Origin of the sequence: Olsenella uli (assembly GCF_016899935.1) — a bacterium.
Taxonomy (GTDB): Bacteria; Actinomycetota; Coriobacteriia; order Coriobacteriales; family Atopobiaceae; genus Thermophilibacter; species Thermophilibacter uli_B.
In genome coordinates, this window is the sequence record NZ_JACJJK010000002.1 from 92656 (window position 1) to 110006 (window position 17351).

Genomic DNA, 17351 nt, shown 5'->3' on the forward strand with positions numbered 1-17351 from the left:
CCTTTGAGCCCGCTAGATCTTGAGCGAGAAGAACCTCCGGTAGAGCGCCAGCTCCTCGGGCGTGTCCAGGCTCGAGGCGAACTCCACGCGCCCCGCACGATTGCGGTCGGCGAGCAGGCCGGCGTCGGTGAGACGGGCCCTGAGCTGGCGCGCGGTTCCGGCGCCCCCGTCGAAGAAGCGCACATCGGCGCCCAGGGCCTCGGCGATCAGCCCGCGAACGAAGGGGTAGTGCGTGCACCCGAGCACCACGCCGTCGACCTTGCCCGCGTACGCGCCCACGTACCCGGCGATCATCTCCGCGAGGTCGGGGGCGTCGAGCGAGCCGCGCTCGATGCGGGCGGCGAGCCCGGGACAGGGCACCGGGATGACCTCGCACTCCCCTCCCCAGGCGCGCACGAGCTCGTGGTACTTCTCCAGGCGCAGGGTGACCTCGGTCGCCATGACGAGGACGCGGCCGTGCGGGAGGGCGCGCGCCGCCGGCTTGAGGGCGGGCTCGATGCCCACGATCGGCACGTCGGGATACGCGGCGCGCAGCGTCGCCGCCGCGACGGAGGTCGCCGTGTTGCAGGCGATAACGATGGCCTTGGCCCCGCGTGCGACCAGGTCCTCGACGATGGAGCGCGAGAGGTCGAGCACCTGGGCCTCGGTCTTCTCGCCGTAGGGGGCGTTCGCGGAGTCGCCGAAGAAGCGAAAGTCCTCGTGCGGGAGCTCCGCCACGAGCGCACGGAGCACGCTGATCCCACCGACCCCCGAGTCGAACACCCCGACGAAGCCATCTCTGCGTTCTGACAAACCGACCACCCTCCCTCTACAAGAGGATAACCCATGGCCGGGAACGTGCCTCTCGCCGCTGGAAACGGTCCGCTCACAGTTTAGTGTCTAGTGATGTATATCGACACACATAGTATTGTTGAAAACAGAGCAAAAGGGAGGTGACCCATGGCCGTACGAGACGCGGAGAGCGACCTGATCCGGGGCAACATCGACGCCATCGTGCTGCGCGCGCTCGCGGACGGAGACTCCTACGGGTACGAGATCCTCAAGGGCGTGACCGTCGCGAGCGGGGGCGCGTACGAGATGAAGGAGCCCTCGCTCTACACGAGCCTCAAGCGCCTCGAGGGGCAGGGGCTCGTCAGGAGCTACTGGGGCAGCGAGTCGCAGGGCGCGCGGCGCAAGTACTACCACATCACCGACGACGGGCGCGGCGAGCTCGCGGAGGCCACCGCGCGCTGGGTCCACGCCAGGACCGTCATCGACAGGCTTCTCGGGCAGAACGGGAGTGACTCATGAGCGGCAGGGACGACATCAGGATGCACGTCGAGCACCTCTTTGAGGGACGCACGCTCGACGCCGAGACCATCGAGCTCAAGGAGGAGATCTACGGCAACCTCGTGGCGCGCTTCGATGACTACGTCGCGCAGGGGATGGACGAGGACGAGGCGTACCGTCGCACCTGCGAGGCCGTGACGAGCGTGGAGGACGTGTTGGACGGCGAGAAGGACGGCGCGGCAGCGGCCGACCGCACGGTCGCGGCGCCCGCCGCCGAGGCGCTAACGCCGCCACGGAGGCGCTGGTCGACCGGGGCGATCGTGGCGGCGGCCGTGATCGGGGTGCTGGTCGTGGGCATGGTCGTGGTCACGGCGTTCAACCTCCTGAACACGGACGACGCGCGCACCGCCTACGACAGCACGACGGACGCGACCGTCGAGCAGGTCACGGATGGCGACTCCCCCGCGTACCAGGATGACGCCACGACCGGCGGCGGGCGCGGCAACGGGAACGGCACCGGCGCCGCCCCGCAGGACGGCACGGGCAACGGATACGGCGCCACCACCGAGGGCTCGACCGGGCTCGATGCCGAGGTCTACGCGCACTCTGCCGACGAGCTCGCCGCCTACGAGGGCATGACCGTGAGCTCCGAGCCCTTCCTTGCGATGATGAACTCGCTGCCCCTCGGGTTCTACGCCCACCAGGCGCTGTCAGAGCCCGACACCGGAACCATCGAGGTGACCTACACCTACGACGACCGCGACGCGCTCGCCCGTGACGACGACTGCGTGGACCGCGCGCTCGTCTACGACGTGGTGGCGGCCATGTCCGTCACGAGCGACCTCCAGACGCTGCGAATCGTGGAGGTGGAGACCGAAGACGATGGGGAGCTCGACCGCGACGTGCACGTCTTTGACCGAGCGACCGTGGAGGGCATCCTCGGCTTCCCACTCAATGCCGACCTTCTTACCGCAGACGCCTGGAACGCCACGCGCAACCAGGTCATGACGGAGCACTACTGGGACGCCATCTGGGAAAGCGCGGACGTCGACTAGTCCCGACGGCGCACATCTGTCAGAATCTGGGGTCGGAGCATCCGACCCCAGAGACGGGAGCAACATGAGCAACGAGGGCAAGAAGGTCAAGGTCCATTACGTGGGCACGCTCGACGACGGCACGAAGTTCGACTCCTCGCGCGACCGCGGCGAGCCGCTGGCCTTCACCTGCATGGCCGGCCAGATGATCAAGGGCTTCGACGAGGCCGTGCGCGAGATGGAGGTGGGTCAGGTCGTCGACGTGCGCCTCGAGCCCGCCGAGGCCTACGGCGAGCGCGACGAGCGCCTGGTCCAGACCGTGCCCGTCGCGGCGATGCCCGGCGCGGAAAACCTCGCCGTCGGCGCGCGCGTGATGCTCTCCTCCCCCACCGGCCAGCCCTTCCCGGCCACGGTCACGGCCGTGGAGGACGGCAACATCACCTTTGACATGAACCACGAGATGGCCGGCAAGGCGCTCAACTTCAACATCGAGCTCCTCAAGGTCGAGTAGCGCCCCCGCGCCCGCCCCTCACGGAGGTTTGGGTTCATCGTTCGGCGCCAACTCGTGAGCCAGTCAGAAAACCCGCAGGTGAGCGACGTGCCCGCCTGCGGGTTACGTGGATGGCGCCCAGAAGCTGAACCCAAACCTCAGGGACGCCGCCGCCACGGGGCGGCGTCGGGACTAGACGGCCTTGACGCCACGCTCGCCGGTGCGGATTCGCACGCACTCCTCCACCGGGTAGACGAAGATCTTGCCGTCGCCGACCTCTCCGGTGCGCGCGACCTCGCAGATAAGGTCGATAAGTGCGTCGACCTGCGCGTTGTTGACAACGAGCTCGACCTTAATCTTGGGGATCATGTTGAGCATGACCTCACGGCCGCGATAGTACTCGCTCCAGCCGTGCTGCATCCCACAGCCGAGGACCTCGTAGACGGTCATGCCGTGAAGACCGCGCCGGTTGAGCTCGTCCTTGAGCTCCTCGAGCTTCTCGGGACGGATGATGGCAGTCACTTTCTTCATGGTTGGCTCCTTGTCGAGGGTTCAGGCGTCGAGACCGGTGAATGCGGGGTAGGCGCTCTCGCCGTGCTCGGCGACGTCGAGACCGAGCGCCTCGTCACGGTCGCTCACACGCAGCCGGCCTCGGAAGACGAGGCGCAGCGCCCCAATGAGAACGAGGTCGAGCGCGACCACGATGACGAGCGTCACCACGATGCCGAGCACCTGGCTCACCATGAGGGACGGGTCGCCGGTGTAGAGGAGCCCGCCCTGCCCGGTCCAGGAAAGCTCGGGGACGCAGAAGAGCCCGGTGAGCAGGCCGCCCAGGATGCCGCCCACGCCGTGGCAGCCAAAGGCGTCGAGCGCGTCGTCGTAGCCGATGCGCGCCTTGAGGTGCGAGATCGCGAAGTAGCAGACGGGAGAGACGAGAAGCCCCATCACGACGGCCGCCCACGGCTCCACGAAGCCCGCGCCCGGCGTCACCACCACGAGACCGGCGACCAGGCCGGTGCAGGCGCCCACGAGCGTGGGCTTGCCCGTGGCGAGACGCTCGACCACGAGCCAGGAGACCAGGCCCGCCGCGCTCGACACGACCGTGTTGAGGATTGCCAGAGCCGCCGTGCCGTCCGCCGCGAACTCGGAGCCACCGTTGAAGCCGAACCACCCGAACCACAGGAGCCCCGCGCCCAGCGCCACGAACGGCACGTTGTGGGGACGGTAGCTCGTGAGCCCGAAGCCGCGCCGGCTGCCGAGCGTCAGGCACAGAATCAGACCCGTGACGCCCGAGCTGATGTGAACCACGTCGCCACCGGCAAAGTCCAGCGCACCGATCACGTCGCCGATGAGCGAGCCCTCCCCGCCCCACACCATGTGCGCGAGCGGCGCGTACACCACGAGCGCCCACACGGCGAGAAACGCCACGACCGCCCCGAAGCGCATGCGGCCGGCCACCGAGCCCGTCACGATCGCGGCGGTGATCATCGCAAAGGCCATCTGGAAGGTCACGTCAATGATGCTCGGATAGGCGACACCCTCCGGCACCGCGCCCTTCTCGGCCAGCATGCCGTCAACCGCTCCGGCAAGCCCCAGCTGGTCGAAGCCGCCAAACCACGAGAGCGAGCCGTCGCCGCCGTAGGCGAACGACCATCCCGCGAGGACCCACACGAGCCCCACCACGCCGATCGCGGCGAAGCACATGAGCATCGTGTTGACCACGTTCTTGCGGCGTGCGAGGCCGCCGTAGAAGAACGCGAGCCCCGGCGTCATGAACAGGACGAGCATCGTGCAGACGAGCATGAAGGCGGTCGATCCGCTGTCATACATGAGAGCCTCCTCGGTCGCTCGGACGTGACCCGACCGATAGTGCTCCCTTTCAGCGCCGAGAAACGACTCGCCGCGCGGACGGTAACCTCCGCGCGGCGAGATCGAAACCTTTGACGCAGCCTCGCAACGTGCCGCCACGAGGCGGAAACGCGCGAGAAACCCGCGGACCTAGATCGCGGCGAGCGCCTGCTCGATGTCCGCAATGAGGTCCGCGCTGTCCTCCAGGCCGCAGGAGAAGCGCACCATCGCCGGGGAGATGCCGGCCGCGACCAGCTCCTCGTCGTTCATCTGACGGTGCGTCGCGGAGGCCGGGTGCAGGCAGCAGGTGCGGGCGTCCGCCACGTGCGTCTCGATCGCGGCCAGACGCAGGGCAGCCATGAACTTCTCCGCCGCCGCGCGGCCGCCCGCCAGCTCGAAGGACACGACGCCGGAGCCGCCCTCGGGCAGGTACTTCTGGGCGAGCTCGTGGTACGGGTCGCCAGCTAGGTGCGGGAAGCGCACGCTCGTGACCTTGTCCGAGCCCGCGAGGTACTCCGCCACGGCGAGGCCGTTGGCAAAGTGGCGCGGCATGCGCACGTGCAGGCTCTCGAGGCCCATGTTGAGGTAGAAGGCGTTCTGCGGGCTCTGGATGGAGCCGAGGTCGCGCATGAGCTGCGACGTGGCCTTGGTGATGAAGGCGCCGGCCTGACCGAACTTCTCGGCGTAGACGATGCCGTGGTAGGACTCGTCCGGCGTGGTGAGGCCGGGGAACTTGTCCGCGTGCGCCATCCAGTCGAAGTTGCCGGAGTCCACGATCGCGCCGCCCACGCCCACGCCGTGGCCGTCCATGTACTTGGTGGTGGAGTGGGTCACGATGTCCGCGCCCCACTCGATGGGCCGGCAGAAGACGGGCGTGGGGAAGGTGTTGTCCACGATCAGCGGCACGCCGTGGTCGTGCGCGGCCTGGGCAAAGCGCTCGATGTCCAGCACGTCCAGCGCGGGGTTGGCGATCGTCTCGCCAAAGACGGCGCGCGTGTTGGGACGGAAGGCCGCCGCGAGCTCCTCCGGCGTGCAGGTGGGCGAGACGAACGTGCTCTCGACGCCCATCTTGGCCATCGTGTGCGCGATCAGGTTGTACGTGCCGCCGTAGATGGCCGAGCTCGCCACGATGTGGCTGCCCGCCTCGCAGATGTTGAAGAGCGCAAAGAAGTTGGCCGCCTGGCCGGAGCTCGTGAGCATGGCTGCGACGCCGCCCTCGAGCGCGGCGATCTTTGCGGCCACGGCGTCGTTGGTGGGGTTCTGCAGGCGCGTGTAGAAGTAGCCCTCGGCCTCCAGGTCAAAGAGCTGACCCATGTGCTCGGAGGTGGCGTACTTGAAGGTGGTGGACTGGACGATGGGAATCTGGCGCGGCTCGCCGTCGCCCGGCGTGTAGCCGGCCTGGACGCAGCGGGTGCCGATGCTCTGCTCGCTCATGGGGCTCCTTTCGTAGGCTCCGACCATGATAGCGCGCGCCGCTCGCCTCCGCGCGTCACGCCGGACTCGGCTCCCCCTCCCGCCTGGGTGGCGGTCGCCTTATCTGGGCAAAGAACTCGAATCATCGACGCGCGTGTGGCTTATCTGGGTTCGCGTGACCTGCGCAAACGCGGGCACGGCCCCTTATCTGGGCGCATATGGTTAAAAATGTGTGCCCAGATAAGGATCAGACGGGGACGGGCGAGAAGAACGCCCGGCTAGACCATCTGCTCGGGATGGAAGACCTCGTCGAAGCGCTCGGGCGTGAGCAGCCCCAGCGCCACGCAGGCCTCCCTGAGCGAGGTGCCCTCGGCGAAGGCCTTCTTGGCCACGCGCGCGGCGTTGTCGTAGCCGATGTGGGGGTTGAGGCAGGTCACCAGCATGAGCGAGCGGTGGAGGTTCTCGTCCATCTTCTCGCGGTTGGCCGTGATGCCGGAGACGCACCGCTCGTCGAAGGAGACGATCGCGTCCGCGAGCAGGCGAACGGACTGCAGGTAGTTGTAGGCGATGACCGGCATGAAGACGTTGAGCTCGAAGTTGCCCTGGGAGGCCGCCATGCCGATCGCGGCGTCGTTGCCCATGACCTGCACGGCCACCATGGTGACGGCCTCGCACTGAGTGGGGTTCACCTTGCCCGGCATGATGGAGCTCCCCGGCTCATTGGCCGGGATCGTGATCTCGCCGAGGCCCAGGCGCGGGCCGCTCGCGAGCCAGCGCACGTCGTTGGCGATCTTCATCAGGTTGGCGGCGAGGCCCTTCACGGCGCCGTGGGAGAACACGAGCGCATCCTTGCCCGTGAGCGCGCGGAACTTGTTGGGGTCCGTCACGAAGGGCAGGCCCGTGAGCTCGGCGAGCTCCGCCGCCACGGCCTCGTCGAAACCGGCGGGCGCGTTGAGGCCCGTGCCCACCGCCGTGCCGCCGAGCGCCAGGCGGTAGAGGCCGCCCATCGCGGCCACGAGCTCCTCGCGCGAACCCTCGACGAGGCCGCGCCAGCCGGAGATCTCCTGGGAGAACGAGATGGGCACCGCGTCCTGCAGGTGCGTGCGCCCGCTCTTGACCACACCGGCGTTCTCCGCCTCCAGGCGGCGCAGCGTGGCCGTGAGCCGGTCGATCGCGGGCAGCAGGCGCCCCGTCACCGCGAGCGCCGCCGCCACGTGCATGGCCGTGGGGAAGGTGTCGTTGGAGGACTGGCTCATGTTGACGGAATCGTTGGGGTGCAGCGGCCGCTCCAGCGTGACGTTCTTCTCGGCGGCGAGCTGGTTGGCCCGGTTGGCCAGCACCTCGTTCATGTTCATGTTGGACTGCGTGCCGGAGCCCGTCTGCCAGACCACGAGCGGGAAGTCCCCGTCATGCGCGCCGGCCAGGACCTCGTCGGCGGCCGCGCAGACCAGGTCGCGCTCCGCCTCGCCGAGGCGCCCGAGCGCGCAGTTGGCACGCGCGGCCGCCTTCTTCACCAGCGCGAACGCCCGCACGATCTCCTCGGGCATGCGCTCGGTGCCGATCGGGAAGTTCTCGTGGCTGCGCTCGGTCTGCGCGCCCCAGAGGGCGTCCGCCGGCACGAGCATCTCGCCCATCGAGTCGCGCTCGACGCGCCAGCCGTCCCGCACGTCCTTCTCGCTCACTCCTGGCCCTCCTCGTCGTCCGCGACCTCCGAGGTGCGGGCGGGCCGGCCGTCGGCCTCGCGCCGCTCCATGCCGGACGTGATCGCGGAGACGACCTCGGCCTGGTCGCGCGCCACCACGCCGAGGTCGGCGCGGACGCCCCGGAAGCGCGGGCTCTTGGCGCACTCCTCGGCCAGCTGCTTGTTGCTGCGCGCGTCCGAGAGGGCCCCGAGCTCGCGCTGGATCTCGTCGAGCGCCTCGCTCATCTGCGCGCGGTCGGGGCCCAGGACCTCGCCCAGGCGCTCGGCGACGTAGCGCATCTCCTTGGTGTCGCGCCGGGCCACGTACACGGCGTCGCCGTCGCGCAGGTCGAGGCCGAAGAGGTCCTCGTCGACCTCGTTGAACTGGGCGTCAAAGCGAGCGCGGAAGTCCTCCGCGGTGAGCCCGCGCTCGGCCACCCGGCTCTTCCAGCCCAGGCTGGAGAGGTCGCGCGCGAGGTGCTTGAGGTCCTTCGCCGCGTGGCGCTTGCGCATGAGCGTGACGAGCGAGGAGCACTCGAGCGCGCGCTCCTTGGCGCAGGCCATCGGCAGCAGGCAGTTCTCGCCCAGCTCGCCGCTCTCCACGAGGCCGTCCACTGCTTCGGAGAGGATGTCGAGGGCGCGCAGGCGCGCGGAGGCCACCTGCAGCTCCTTGAGCACGTGCTCCGAGCGGCGGTTCTGCTTCTTGGTCTGCCACGGCTCGAGGAACTGCAGCAGCGAGCGCACGCGGCGGATGGAGACCCGGAACTCCAGGAGCCCGGACGGGTCGTCCGGCGCGGCGAGAAACGCCTTGGCGCGGGCCACGAGGTCGTCGGCGGACTCGGCGAGGGCGCGCTCCACGACGGCGAGCTCCTCCCAGGAGGCGCACTCCGGCCCGGCCACGTACCAGCGCAGCACGCCCCGACCGGACGGCCCCTCGGGCAGGTCGATCGCGGCAGCGGTGCCCTTGCCGAAGGACGGGCACGAGCCGACGAGGCGGGAGGCGAGCACGTCCACGAAGGGCGCGTGCCCCACGGCGATCACGCACGGCGCGTCCGCCGCCTCGAGCTCGGCGAGAAACGCGGCGCCGTCCTGGGCGTAGAGGGACTGGTGGACCTCGATGTCCTCGGCCCCGGTGACGGCGGCCACGACGTCGGCCGTCTCGAGCGCGCGGACGGCGGGGCTGCTCCAGACGCGGACGTGCGGGGCGTCGCCGAGCAGGGCGAACGTGCGGGGGTAGGCGGCCCTGAGCGAGCGGGCGCCCGACTCCGTGAGCCTGCGGTCGAGGTCGCTTCCGGAGGGCGAGGTCGCCTCGGGAGCGCCGTGCCGAACGAGAACCAGCGTCTTGACCATGTCTCCCCCGTCCCTTGTGGTCGGTCAACCCACGAATCCCTAGCATAGCAATTCGCCGTTCGCCGAATCGCGGCCTCGGGGAGCGGCCACACGCTTGAAACTTGCCTAAAAGGGGTCTGACCCCTTTTAGGCATTCGGCGGGGAGGTGAGGCATGGACGTCGGTTCCGCCGCGCGCCTCGGCCACGCGATGGCCGAGCAGCTCGCCGACGCGCTCAGCGCCCGGCAGGAGACGATCGCGCTCTCCGTGATGTGCCTGCTCTCGGGCGGCCACCTGCTGCTCGAGGACGTCCCCGGCGTGGGCAAGACCACGCTCGCCCGCGCCCTCGCGCGCGTGGTGCGCGCCCGCGTCACGCGCGTCCAGTTCACGCCCGACATGCTCCCGAGCGACCTCACGGGCGTGAGCGTGTGGGACCCGCAGGCGCGCTCGTTCACCTTCCACCCCGGCCCACTCTTCTCGGACGTGGTGCTCGCCGACGAGATCAACCGCGCCAACCCCAAGACGCAGTCGGCCCTGCTCGAGGCCATGGAGGAGCATCGCGTCTCCGTGGACGGCACCACCTACGACCTGCCCGACCCCTACTTCGTCATGGCCACGCAGAACCCCGTGGAGATGGAGGGCACCTACCCGCTGCCGGAGGCCCAGCTCGACCGCTTCATGGTGCGCGCAAGCCTGGGCTACCCGGACGCCGCCGCCGAGCGGGCCATGCTCGCGGGCGCCTCGGGCACGGACCCCGTCTCCCGCGTGCGGCCCGTCTGCGAGCTGGCCGACGTCCGGGCGTTCCGGGCACTGGCCGCCCAGGTGCACGTGAGCGGGGAGGTGGCCGCCTACGCGCTGGCCATCCTCGACGCCACGCGCCGCGCCCCGGAGGTGCGCCTCGGCGCCTCCCCGCGCGCGGGCCTCGCCCTCGTGGCCATGAGCCGCACGCACGCCCTGCTCGACGGGCGCACCGCCGTCTTCCCCGAGGACGTCCGCACGCTCGCGCCCGCCGTGCTCGCCCACCGCCTCGTGCTGCGCGACGCCGTGCCGGGCACCCCGCAGGCCGAGCAGCAGCGCGCCGTGCTCGCGCGGCTGATCTCGCAGGTGAGCGCGCCGGGCTCCGGGCGCAGATGAGCCGCCGGGGCGAGAAGAACGCCCGCACGCTGGCCCTCACGGGGCGCGGGGCCGTCCAGCTCGCCCTCGGCGCGGCCCTGCTCGCGGCGGGGCTCGTCGGCGGGTGGCACGCGCCGGCGGCCGGGGGCATGGCGCTGCTCGCCGGCTGCCTCACGGGCCTAGCCGAGGTCCTGCTCGCGCGGCGCGCGGGGGCGTGCGGCCGGGCGGCGCGGCTCGTGGAGGCGAGCGAGCGCACGGAGTCCTGGGTGCGCGTGGACCAGCGCGGCAAGGTCCTCGAGAGCCTGGCGCGCCCCGACGGGCGGCGCGGCCTCTACCGCCAGCAGAGCGTGCGCCTTACCTGGACGGACGCCCTCGGCTTCTGGCGCGCCACGCGAGTGGAGGCGACCGGTCGCGAGCTGCGCGTCCCGCCCGCGGTGAGCCCCGAGCTGCTGCGCCACGCGGCCGACCGGCCCCTGGCGCGGCTCGTGGACGCTAGCCCCGAGCCGGACATGGCGAGCGTGCGCCCCTACGAGCGGGGCGACGGCATCCGACAGATCTCCTGGCGGCAGTCCGCCCACCACGGCGAGCTCATGTCCTTCGAGGGCTCGGGCCGGGAGGCACCCCCGGTGCTCGTGGTCGCCGACACGCTCGGCGCGGAGGACGGCGACGCGCTCGCCGCCACGACGGCCGCCCTGCTCCGGGGCCTGGAGCGCATGCCGGACGTCCTGCTCACCGACGGCGTCCGGGCGCTGCGCACGCCCGTCCAGCAGGAGCGCTTCTGCGCCGCCGTCACGGGCGAGCGCGCGGACGGGCGTGAGGCCACGCAGCGGGCGAGCGAGGTGGCGCGCCTGGCCGGAGGCGGCTCCGCTCGCCGGCGCGTCGTGCTCGTCACCTGCGACCCGGATGGCGCGCTGGCACGCGCCCTGTCCCGGGGCCCGCTCGGCCGCTCCGTCACCGTGGTGCGCGCCGAGGGCGACGCGGCGGCCGGCCCGGCGCGCGAGGGGGCTGCCGAGAAGGACGGCGCCGCCCCGACGGCGCCTGCGGGACCGACGGGCCGCGCCCGCCCGCGCGCGGCCGGCGAGCTGCTGGCGCTTCTCGCCTGCTGCGCGCTCGCGGCGATCGCGACGGTTCCCTTCGGGAGCATCTTCTACGAGGGGGCCTGGCAGGACTGCGTGCCCGCGCTCCTTGTCGCCGGGGCGGCGGCCGGCTCGCTTCTCGGCGCGCACCTGCGGGCGCGCGGCGCGGGCCGGGGCGCCCGGGTCGCCCTCACGGGACTTCTCGTCGCGGCGATCCTGGCCGTGGGCGCGGTCGTCGCGCTGGGCATCCTCGACGGGCGGCACGGCCCCCTGGCCAGGGGAGGCCCCGAGGCGCCGACCGCGTTCGAGGACCCCCTCGCCGCCCTCCGGCTCATCGTCGAGACGGGCGCGGACCAGCTCGGCGGCGCCGCCTCGAGCGCCGCGGACGAGACCTGGGACCTGCTCGTCATCCTCATGGGCGCCGGCCTCGCGGCCCTTCTCGCCGCACTTTCCTCCTCGCGCGCGCTGCGCGGGGCCGTCGCGCTCGTGCCGCTTCTGCTCTCCGCCGCGGACCAGTCCGTCATGGGTCCGGCCGCGCGGACCGGCTGGGTTGGCGCGGCCGTCGCGCTGGGCCTCCTGCTCGTCTGGATCTCCGTGACCGTGCGTCCACGCCTTGTACGGGGCGTCACCGTCGCGCTGCTCGCGGCGGCGCTGGGCTGGGCCTCGGGCGCGCTGGCTCCCTCGGGAAGCTTCACGGCCTGGTCGGCCTCGGACTCGGGCGGGACGCGCGTGAACCCGCTCGTCGAGCTCTCGCGCGACCTGCGCAACCGGTCGAGCGCGCGCGTCCTCACCTATGAGACCACGGCGGACGAACCTCTCTACCTGCGCCTGAGCGTCCTCGACAGCTTTGACGGGGAGACGTGGTCCTTCGGCGGCGACGCGGGCACGGGGCTCGAGGACAGCTCGCCCCTCTACTGGGCCGGCGTCCGCTCGGACCCGCCGGCGGCCGCCCCGCTCGTCACGACGGAGCTCCGGCTGGAGGAGGGAGCGGCAACGGACGGCCCCGTGCCCCCGGGCACCGCGCTCGTGAGCGGCGACGGCTCCGCCCACGAGACGGCGGGCTGCTACGTCGCGCCGATCACGACCGTCCGGGACCTGGCCTCCCTGGAAAACCTCGCGCGGGACCTCGGCCGCAACGACACCGCGACGGCGGCCCCCGACGAGCGGATGCTCTGGGCGCCCGCGCAGCTCCCGCCCGAGGTCGCCGAGGTCGTGGACCAGCTCCCCTTCTCGCGTGGCGACGCCGCGCCGCAGACCCTCTCCGACCAGGTGGAGGTCGTCCGCTGGCTCGTCAGCTTCTTCACGGACGGCAGCTTCTCCTACTCGCTCGACGCGCCGGGCGGCGACGAGGGCAACCTTGACGCGATCGGCAGCTTCCTCGAGGCGCGGAGCGGCTACTGCACGCACTACGCCACGGCGTTCGCCCTGCTCGCGCGCGAGGCGGGCGTCCCGGCGCGCGTGGCCCTGGGCTTTTCGCCGGGCGACGGCACGGACGCGGACGGGGAGCGCCTGGTCACGATGCGCCAGCTCCACGCCTGGGCCGAGGTCTGGCTCGACGGCATCGGCTGGGTGGGCGTGGACGTGACGCCGTCCGCAGGCGACGGCGCGGCAACGCCGACGCCCGAGCCGGAACCGGAGGAGCCCGCCGATACGCCGGACGCCCCCGATCAGACGCCCACGCAGCCCGAGGAGGAACCTGCGGAAAACGAGCCTGCCGAGAAGAACGACGAGGTCGAGGCCACGTCGACGCCGTGGCTTACGCCCACCCTTCTCGCCCTGGCCCTGGTGGCAGCGGGCGGCGCTGCGGCCGTCCTTCTCGCCCGGCGGCAACGCGTCACGACCTGGCGGGCTGCCTGGGCCCGCGTCTGCCGCGCCGCCCGGCACGCCGGCGTCCGCTGGGAGCCCAGCGCCACCGAGAACCAGGTTGCGGGGCTTATCTGCGCGCGCATGCGCGACGAAGCCCTCGCCGCCGAGGTCCACCGCATCTCCCGCAACGCCTGCCAGGAGCGCTACGGAGAGAAGCCCGTCCCCTTTACGCCACCGCCACTCCGCGAAATCACCAGAGCCCTAAGAAAGCGCACCGAGTAAGTCTCCGTCGCCAAACGCCGCAACAACGCGGGCCCCGGCATAGGCCCGCCGCGAGTTCTTCTCCGCACCAAAGGTGCGGAGAAGCTGTCCGAGCGCCGGACCTATGCCGGGGCCACCCCCGCGCTGAAGCGATCGCTACATCAGCTCGCAGACCTGCGACGCAAAGGCCACGGGGTCCTCGGGCAGGATGCCCTCGACGAGCAGCGCCTGGTTGTAGAGCAGCCCGGCGTAGAGCGCCACCTTGTCCTTGTCGCCCGCGTCCTGAGCCGCACGGAGCTTCTCGAAGACCGGATGCTTGGCGTTGACCTCGAGCACGCGGACGGCCTTGGGGGCCTCGCCGGACTCGGGGCCGGCCGCGAGGACCTTCTCCATCTCAAGGCTGAGCGGGCCCTCGGAGGTGATCACGGCCGGCGCGCCGTCGGCGGCGAGGCGTGTGGACACCGCGACCTTCTCGACCTTCTCGCCCAGCGCGTCCTTCATGGCGCCGAACAGGCCCTCGTTGGCCTTCGTGGCCTCCTCGGCCTCCTTCTTCTCCTCGTCGGAGGCAAGGTCCAGGTCCCCGGAGGTCACGTTCTTGAGCTCGACGGTGCGGTCCTCGACCTCGGGCTCGGCGCCGTCGGCCACGGCCTTCTCCGCCGCCTCGCGCGCGGCGTCGTCCTCGTAGGTCTTGGGCAGGCCCGTGGCCGTGAAGTCGCGCATGGCCTGGAAGCAGAACTCGTCCACGTCCTGCGTGCAGAGCAGCACGTCGTAGCCCTTGGCGAGCACCGCCTCCACGACGGGCATCTTGGCCAGGCGCTCGCGGTCGTCGCCGGCGGCATAGTAGATCGCCTTCTGGCCGTCCGCCATGGCGGCCACGTACTCCTGGAGCGTAACCATCTTCTGCTCGCGCGCGCTCCAGAACAGGAGCAGCCCGGCGAGCTCGTCCTTCTTCATGCCGTAGCTGGAGTAGATGCCGTACTTGAGGCCGCGCCCGAAGTTCTCGAAGAACTTCTCGTAGTCCTCGCGGTCGTTGTCGCGCATCGCCTCGAGCTCGCCCGTGATCTTCTTCTCGATGCGGCGGGCCATGGCCTGGAGCTGGCGGGTCTGCTGCAGGGTCTCGCGCGAGATGTTGAGGGAGACGTCGGCGGAGTCGACGACGCCGCGGACGAAGTTGTAGTAGTCGGGCAGCAGGTCGGCGCACTTCTCCATGATGAGGACGTTGGAGCTGTAGAGCTCGAGGCCCTTCTCGTAGTCGCGGCTGTAGAGGTCGAAGGGCGCCTGGCCGGGGATGAAGAGCAGGGCGTCGTACTCGAGCGTGCCCTCGGCGTGGAGGCTGAAGGTGCGCGCAGGGTCGGTCCAGTCGTGGAAGGTGGACTTGTAGAACTCGGCGTACTCCTCGTCCGTGACCTCGGAGGAGCGCTTCTTCCAGATCGGGGTCATGGAGTTTATGGTCTCGAGCTCGGTGTAGTCCTCCCACTCGGGCTTGTAGTCGTCGCCGGCGTCGGCGGGCTTCTCCTTCTGGCGGCTCTTGGTCACGAGCATCTGCACGGGGTGACGCACGTAGTTGCTGTACTTCTTGATGAGCTCCTTGAGCTTCCACTCGCTGAGGAACTCGTCGTAGTTGGCCTCCTCGGCGTTCTCCTTGAGGGTGAGGACGATCGTGGTGCCGCAGGTGGCGCGATAGGCCGGGTCGTCGGCGGCGACGGGCTCGATCGTGTAGCCCTCGATGCCGTCCGAGGTCCAGCGGTTGCACTCGTCCGAGCCGTAGGCGCGCGTGACCACGGTGACCTCGCGCGCGACCATGAAGGCGGAGTAGAAGCCCACGCCAAAGCGGCCGATGATGTCCACGGCGTCACCCTGGGCCTCGGCGTTGGCGGCCTTGAACTCCTCGGAGCCGGAGTGGGCGATGGTGCCGAGGTTCTTCTCCAGCTCGTCGGCCGTCATGCCGATGCCGTTGTCCGAGACGGTGATGGTGCGCGCGTCCTTGTCAAAGGCCACGTTGATGGCGAGGTTGGCCTGGTCGACCTGCACGGAGCTGTCCGTGAGGCTCTTGAGGTAGAGCTTGTCGATGGCGTCCGAGGCGTTGGAGATGAGCTCGCGGAGGAAGATCTCGCGGTTGGTGTAGATCGAGTTGATCATGAGGTCGAGCAGCTTCTTGCTCTCTGTCTTGAACTTGCGCATGCGGCGCGCCCCTTTCCGTGCAGGTTGTTGAACGTGGGGTAGTGTACCCGACTTAAGAAAATCTTAGTCGCCAACGCTTAGATATCGAACAGGACGTCCCCGAGAAAGTCCTCGTCGAACGGGATGGCGTCGGGCAGGCCGATCGGGGCGTCGGAGGCCACGAGGAGGTAGTTGTCCTCTGCGGCGTGCGTCTCGTCGGTGGCGAGGGTCACCTCGACGTGAGGGAAGACCTCGAGGGCGGTGGCCGTGACCGAGCGCAGGAAGCCCACATCGGAGCCGCTTGCGCGCGAGACGACGTTCATGAGGCAGACGCCGCCCGGCACGAGCGCGCGGCGGACGAGCCGCAGCGCCTCCACCGTGGCGAGCGAGCGCACGGGCCGAGCGCCGACGAAGGCGTCGAGGACCACGGCATCATAGGGACCGACCGCGCGCTCGAGGTAGGCGCGGCCGTCGTCGCAGATGACGCGCAGGTCGCCGCCGCGCGCTCGGGCCAGGTCGACGGCCTCGTCGAGGAAGAACCAGCGGCGCGCGGCGCGGATGACCGCCGAGTCGATCTCCACCACATCCGTGCGCACGCCGGGATGCTCCGCCGCGACGAGCTTGGGGAAGGCGAACCCGCCGCCCCCGACCGCCAGCACGCGACGGGCGTCGGGCCGCAGGTCGAAGAGGCGGCCGAAGGCCCGATAGTACGCGAAGACCGGCTCCATCCTGCGCGCGTCGAGGTAGGTCGCGGACTGATAGACGGCGCCCGTGCGCAGGACGCGCACGGGCTCGCCGTCCTCGCCCCTCACGGTCTGGACGAGCGCGACCCCGCTCATGGTCAAGACGACGTGCGGGCGCGTGCGCCAGAGCCAGCCGCCCGCCGCCGCAGCGAGCGAGCCGCCCGCCAGCGCGGCCGCCACGAGCCTCTTTCCTCCGAGCGCCATGTCCCTCCCCCGGCATCCGACCTAGGTGCCTGCTAGGATTGTCCCCGAAAGGAGCGTCATGTCACTGAGATTCATCATCTCCCCGGCAAAGAAGATGCGGGCGCAGGACGCGCCGCCCTGGCCCGTGCACGAGCCGGCGTTTCTGGAGCGCGCCGAGACCCTGATGCGCGCCGTGCGGGCGCTGTCCCGCGACGAGGCCCAGGCGCTCTGGGGATGCAGCGACCGTCTGGCGGACCTCAACTACGAGCGGTTCCGCACCATGGACCTCTCCCGCGACACGACGGCCGCCGTCGTCGCCTACGAGGGAATCCAATACACGCACCTCGCGCCGCATGTCATGAGTGAGCGCGAGCTCGCATGGCTCGATGAGCACCTGCGCATCCTCTCGGGCCTCTACGGCATGCTGCGCCCGCTCGACGGCGTGGTGCCGTATCGCCTGGAGATGCAGGCGCGCCTTGCGGTGGACGGCGCTCGCAACCTCTACGAGTTCTGGGGGGACGCCCTCTACGAGACACTCGCCGCCGAGGGCTGCGACGCCATCGTCAACGTCGCCTCCGTCGAGTACGCGCGCGCCGTCACACCCTGGGTGCGCTCGGACGGCCCTCAGGTCACGACCTGCATCTTTGGCGTAATGCGCGACGGCCGGCTCCGCCAGCCGGCGACCGAGGCAAAGGCGGCGCGCGGCACCTTCATCCGCTGGTGCGCCGAACGCGGCGTGAGGACCGTCAACGAGCTGCGCGACTTTCGCGAGCGCGGGTACGAGCTGAGCGCCGAGCGCTCCTCCGACGACTCCCTCGTGTTCGTGCGCGATGCAAAACTGCCCTTCGTGTGATGAATCCGCCCCACCGGACGCAAAACGGTCACTCGTGTGATAGCAAAACGGGTCCGAACGAGCCTCCAGTTCAATATATAGTTGTAGATTCTA

General features: G+C 70.5%; 14 protein-coding genes. 6 read left to right on the forward strand and 8 right to left on the reverse strand.

Translation table 11 applies throughout. From position 1 onward, the window contains the following. Positions 1 to 12: 12 nt before the first annotated feature. Positions 13 to 792, reverse strand: coding sequence for a glutamate racemase (gene murI / locus H6A07_RS02230; protein WP_204812984.1), 780 nt, complete (start codon positions 790 to 792; stop codon positions 13 to 15). A 147-nt stretch (positions 793 to 939) separates the two neighbouring features. On the opposite strand from murI, the gene H6A07_RS02235 reads away from it, so the two are divergent. The 3 genes from H6A07_RS02235 (at position 940) to H6A07_RS02245 (ending at position 2814) form a co-directional block, all read left to right on the forward strand. Beyond that, complete coding sequence (locus H6A07_RS02235) at positions 940 to 1290, forward strand: PadR family transcriptional regulator (protein ID WP_204812986.1); 351 nt, start codon at positions 940 to 942, stop codon at positions 1288 to 1290. Then, positions 1287 to 2324, forward strand: a complete 1038-nt coding sequence (locus H6A07_RS02240; protein ID WP_204812988.1) for a hypothetical protein — start codon at positions 1287 to 1289, stop codon at positions 2322 to 2324. Before H6A07_RS02235 ends, H6A07_RS02240 begins: the two co-directional genes overlap by 4 nt. 64 nt (positions 2325 to 2388) lie before the next feature. Continuing rightward, positions 2389 to 2814 (forward strand): FKBP-type peptidyl-prolyl cis-trans isomerase, encoded by a 426-nt coding sequence (locus H6A07_RS02245; protein ID WP_204812991.1) that lies wholly within the window; start codon positions 2389 to 2391, stop codon positions 2812 to 2814. A 171-nt stretch (positions 2815 to 2985) separates the two neighbouring features. On the opposite strand, the gene H6A07_RS02250 is transcribed toward H6A07_RS02245, so the two are convergent. From H6A07_RS02250 to H6A07_RS02270, 5 genes are all read right to left on the reverse strand, one after another. After that, positions 2986 to 3324 carry a P-II family nitrogen regulator gene (locus H6A07_RS02250; protein WP_204812993.1) on the reverse strand — a complete coding sequence of 113 codons (339 nt, stop codon included), beginning with the start codon at positions 3322 to 3324 and terminating at the stop codon, positions 2986 to 2988. A 21-nt stretch (positions 3325 to 3345) separates the two neighbouring features. After that, the gene (locus H6A07_RS02255) at positions 3346 to 4623 is read right to left on the reverse strand and encodes an ammonium transporter (RefSeq protein ID WP_204812995.1); all 1278 of its coding nucleotides are present in this window, start codon (positions 4621 to 4623) and stop codon (positions 3346 to 3348) included. 168 nt (positions 4624 to 4791) lie between these two features. Beyond that, a complete protein-coding gene (locus tag H6A07_RS02260; RefSeq protein ID WP_204812997.1) occupies positions 4792 to 6075 on the reverse strand; it encodes an O-acetylhomoserine aminocarboxypropyltransferase/cysteine synthase family protein in 1284 nt (427 codons plus the stop codon). Between the two features lie 257 nt (positions 6076 to 6332). Continuing rightward, positions 6333 to 7736 (reverse strand): class II fumarate hydratase, encoded by a 1404-nt coding sequence (fumC, locus tag H6A07_RS02265; protein WP_342636538.1) that lies wholly within the window; start codon positions 7734 to 7736, stop codon positions 6333 to 6335. Then, positions 7733 to 9085 (reverse strand): CHAD domain-containing protein, encoded by a 1353-nt coding sequence (locus tag H6A07_RS02270; RefSeq protein ID WP_204812999.1) that lies wholly within the window; start codon positions 9083 to 9085, stop codon positions 7733 to 7735. The genes fumC and H6A07_RS02270 overlap by 4 nt, the downstream gene beginning before the upstream one ends. Positions 9086 to 9237: 152 nt before the next feature. Here H6A07_RS02270 and H6A07_RS02275 point away from each other — a divergent pair, with 152 nt between their 5' ends. Both H6A07_RS02275 and H6A07_RS02280 read left to right on the forward strand, forming a co-directional pair. Then, complete coding sequence (locus tag H6A07_RS02275) at positions 9238 to 10197, forward strand: AAA family ATPase (protein WP_204813000.1); 960 nt, start codon at positions 9238 to 9240, stop codon at positions 10195 to 10197. After that, positions 10194 to 13340, forward strand: a complete 3147-nt coding sequence (locus H6A07_RS02280; RefSeq protein WP_204813001.1) for a transglutaminaseTgpA domain-containing protein — start codon at positions 10194 to 10196, stop codon at positions 13338 to 13340. Before H6A07_RS02275 ends, H6A07_RS02280 begins: the two co-directional genes overlap by 4 nt. 135 nt (positions 13341 to 13475) lie before the next feature. Here H6A07_RS02280 and htpG read toward each other — a convergent pair whose 3' ends face one another. Together htpG and H6A07_RS02290 are read right to left on the reverse strand one after the other, a co-directional pair. Next, on the reverse strand, positions 13476 to 15500 hold the full coding sequence (htpG, locus tag H6A07_RS02285) for a molecular chaperone HtpG (RefSeq protein ID WP_204813002.1): 2025 nt from the start codon (positions 15498 to 15500) through the stop codon (positions 13476 to 13478). 77 nt (positions 15501 to 15577) lie between these two features. Further along, a complete protein-coding gene (locus H6A07_RS02290) occupies positions 15578 to 16426 on the reverse strand; it encodes a spermidine synthase (RefSeq protein WP_204813003.1) in 849 nt (282 codons plus the stop codon). Between the two features lie 58 nt (positions 16427 to 16484). Here H6A07_RS02290 and yaaA point away from each other — a divergent pair, with 58 nt between their 5' ends. Continuing rightward, on the forward strand, positions 16485 to 17258 hold the full coding sequence (gene yaaA, locus H6A07_RS02295) for a peroxide stress protein YaaA (protein WP_239471002.1): 774 nt from the start codon (positions 16485 to 16487) through the stop codon (positions 17256 to 17258). Positions 17259 to 17351 lie beyond the last annotated feature (93 nt).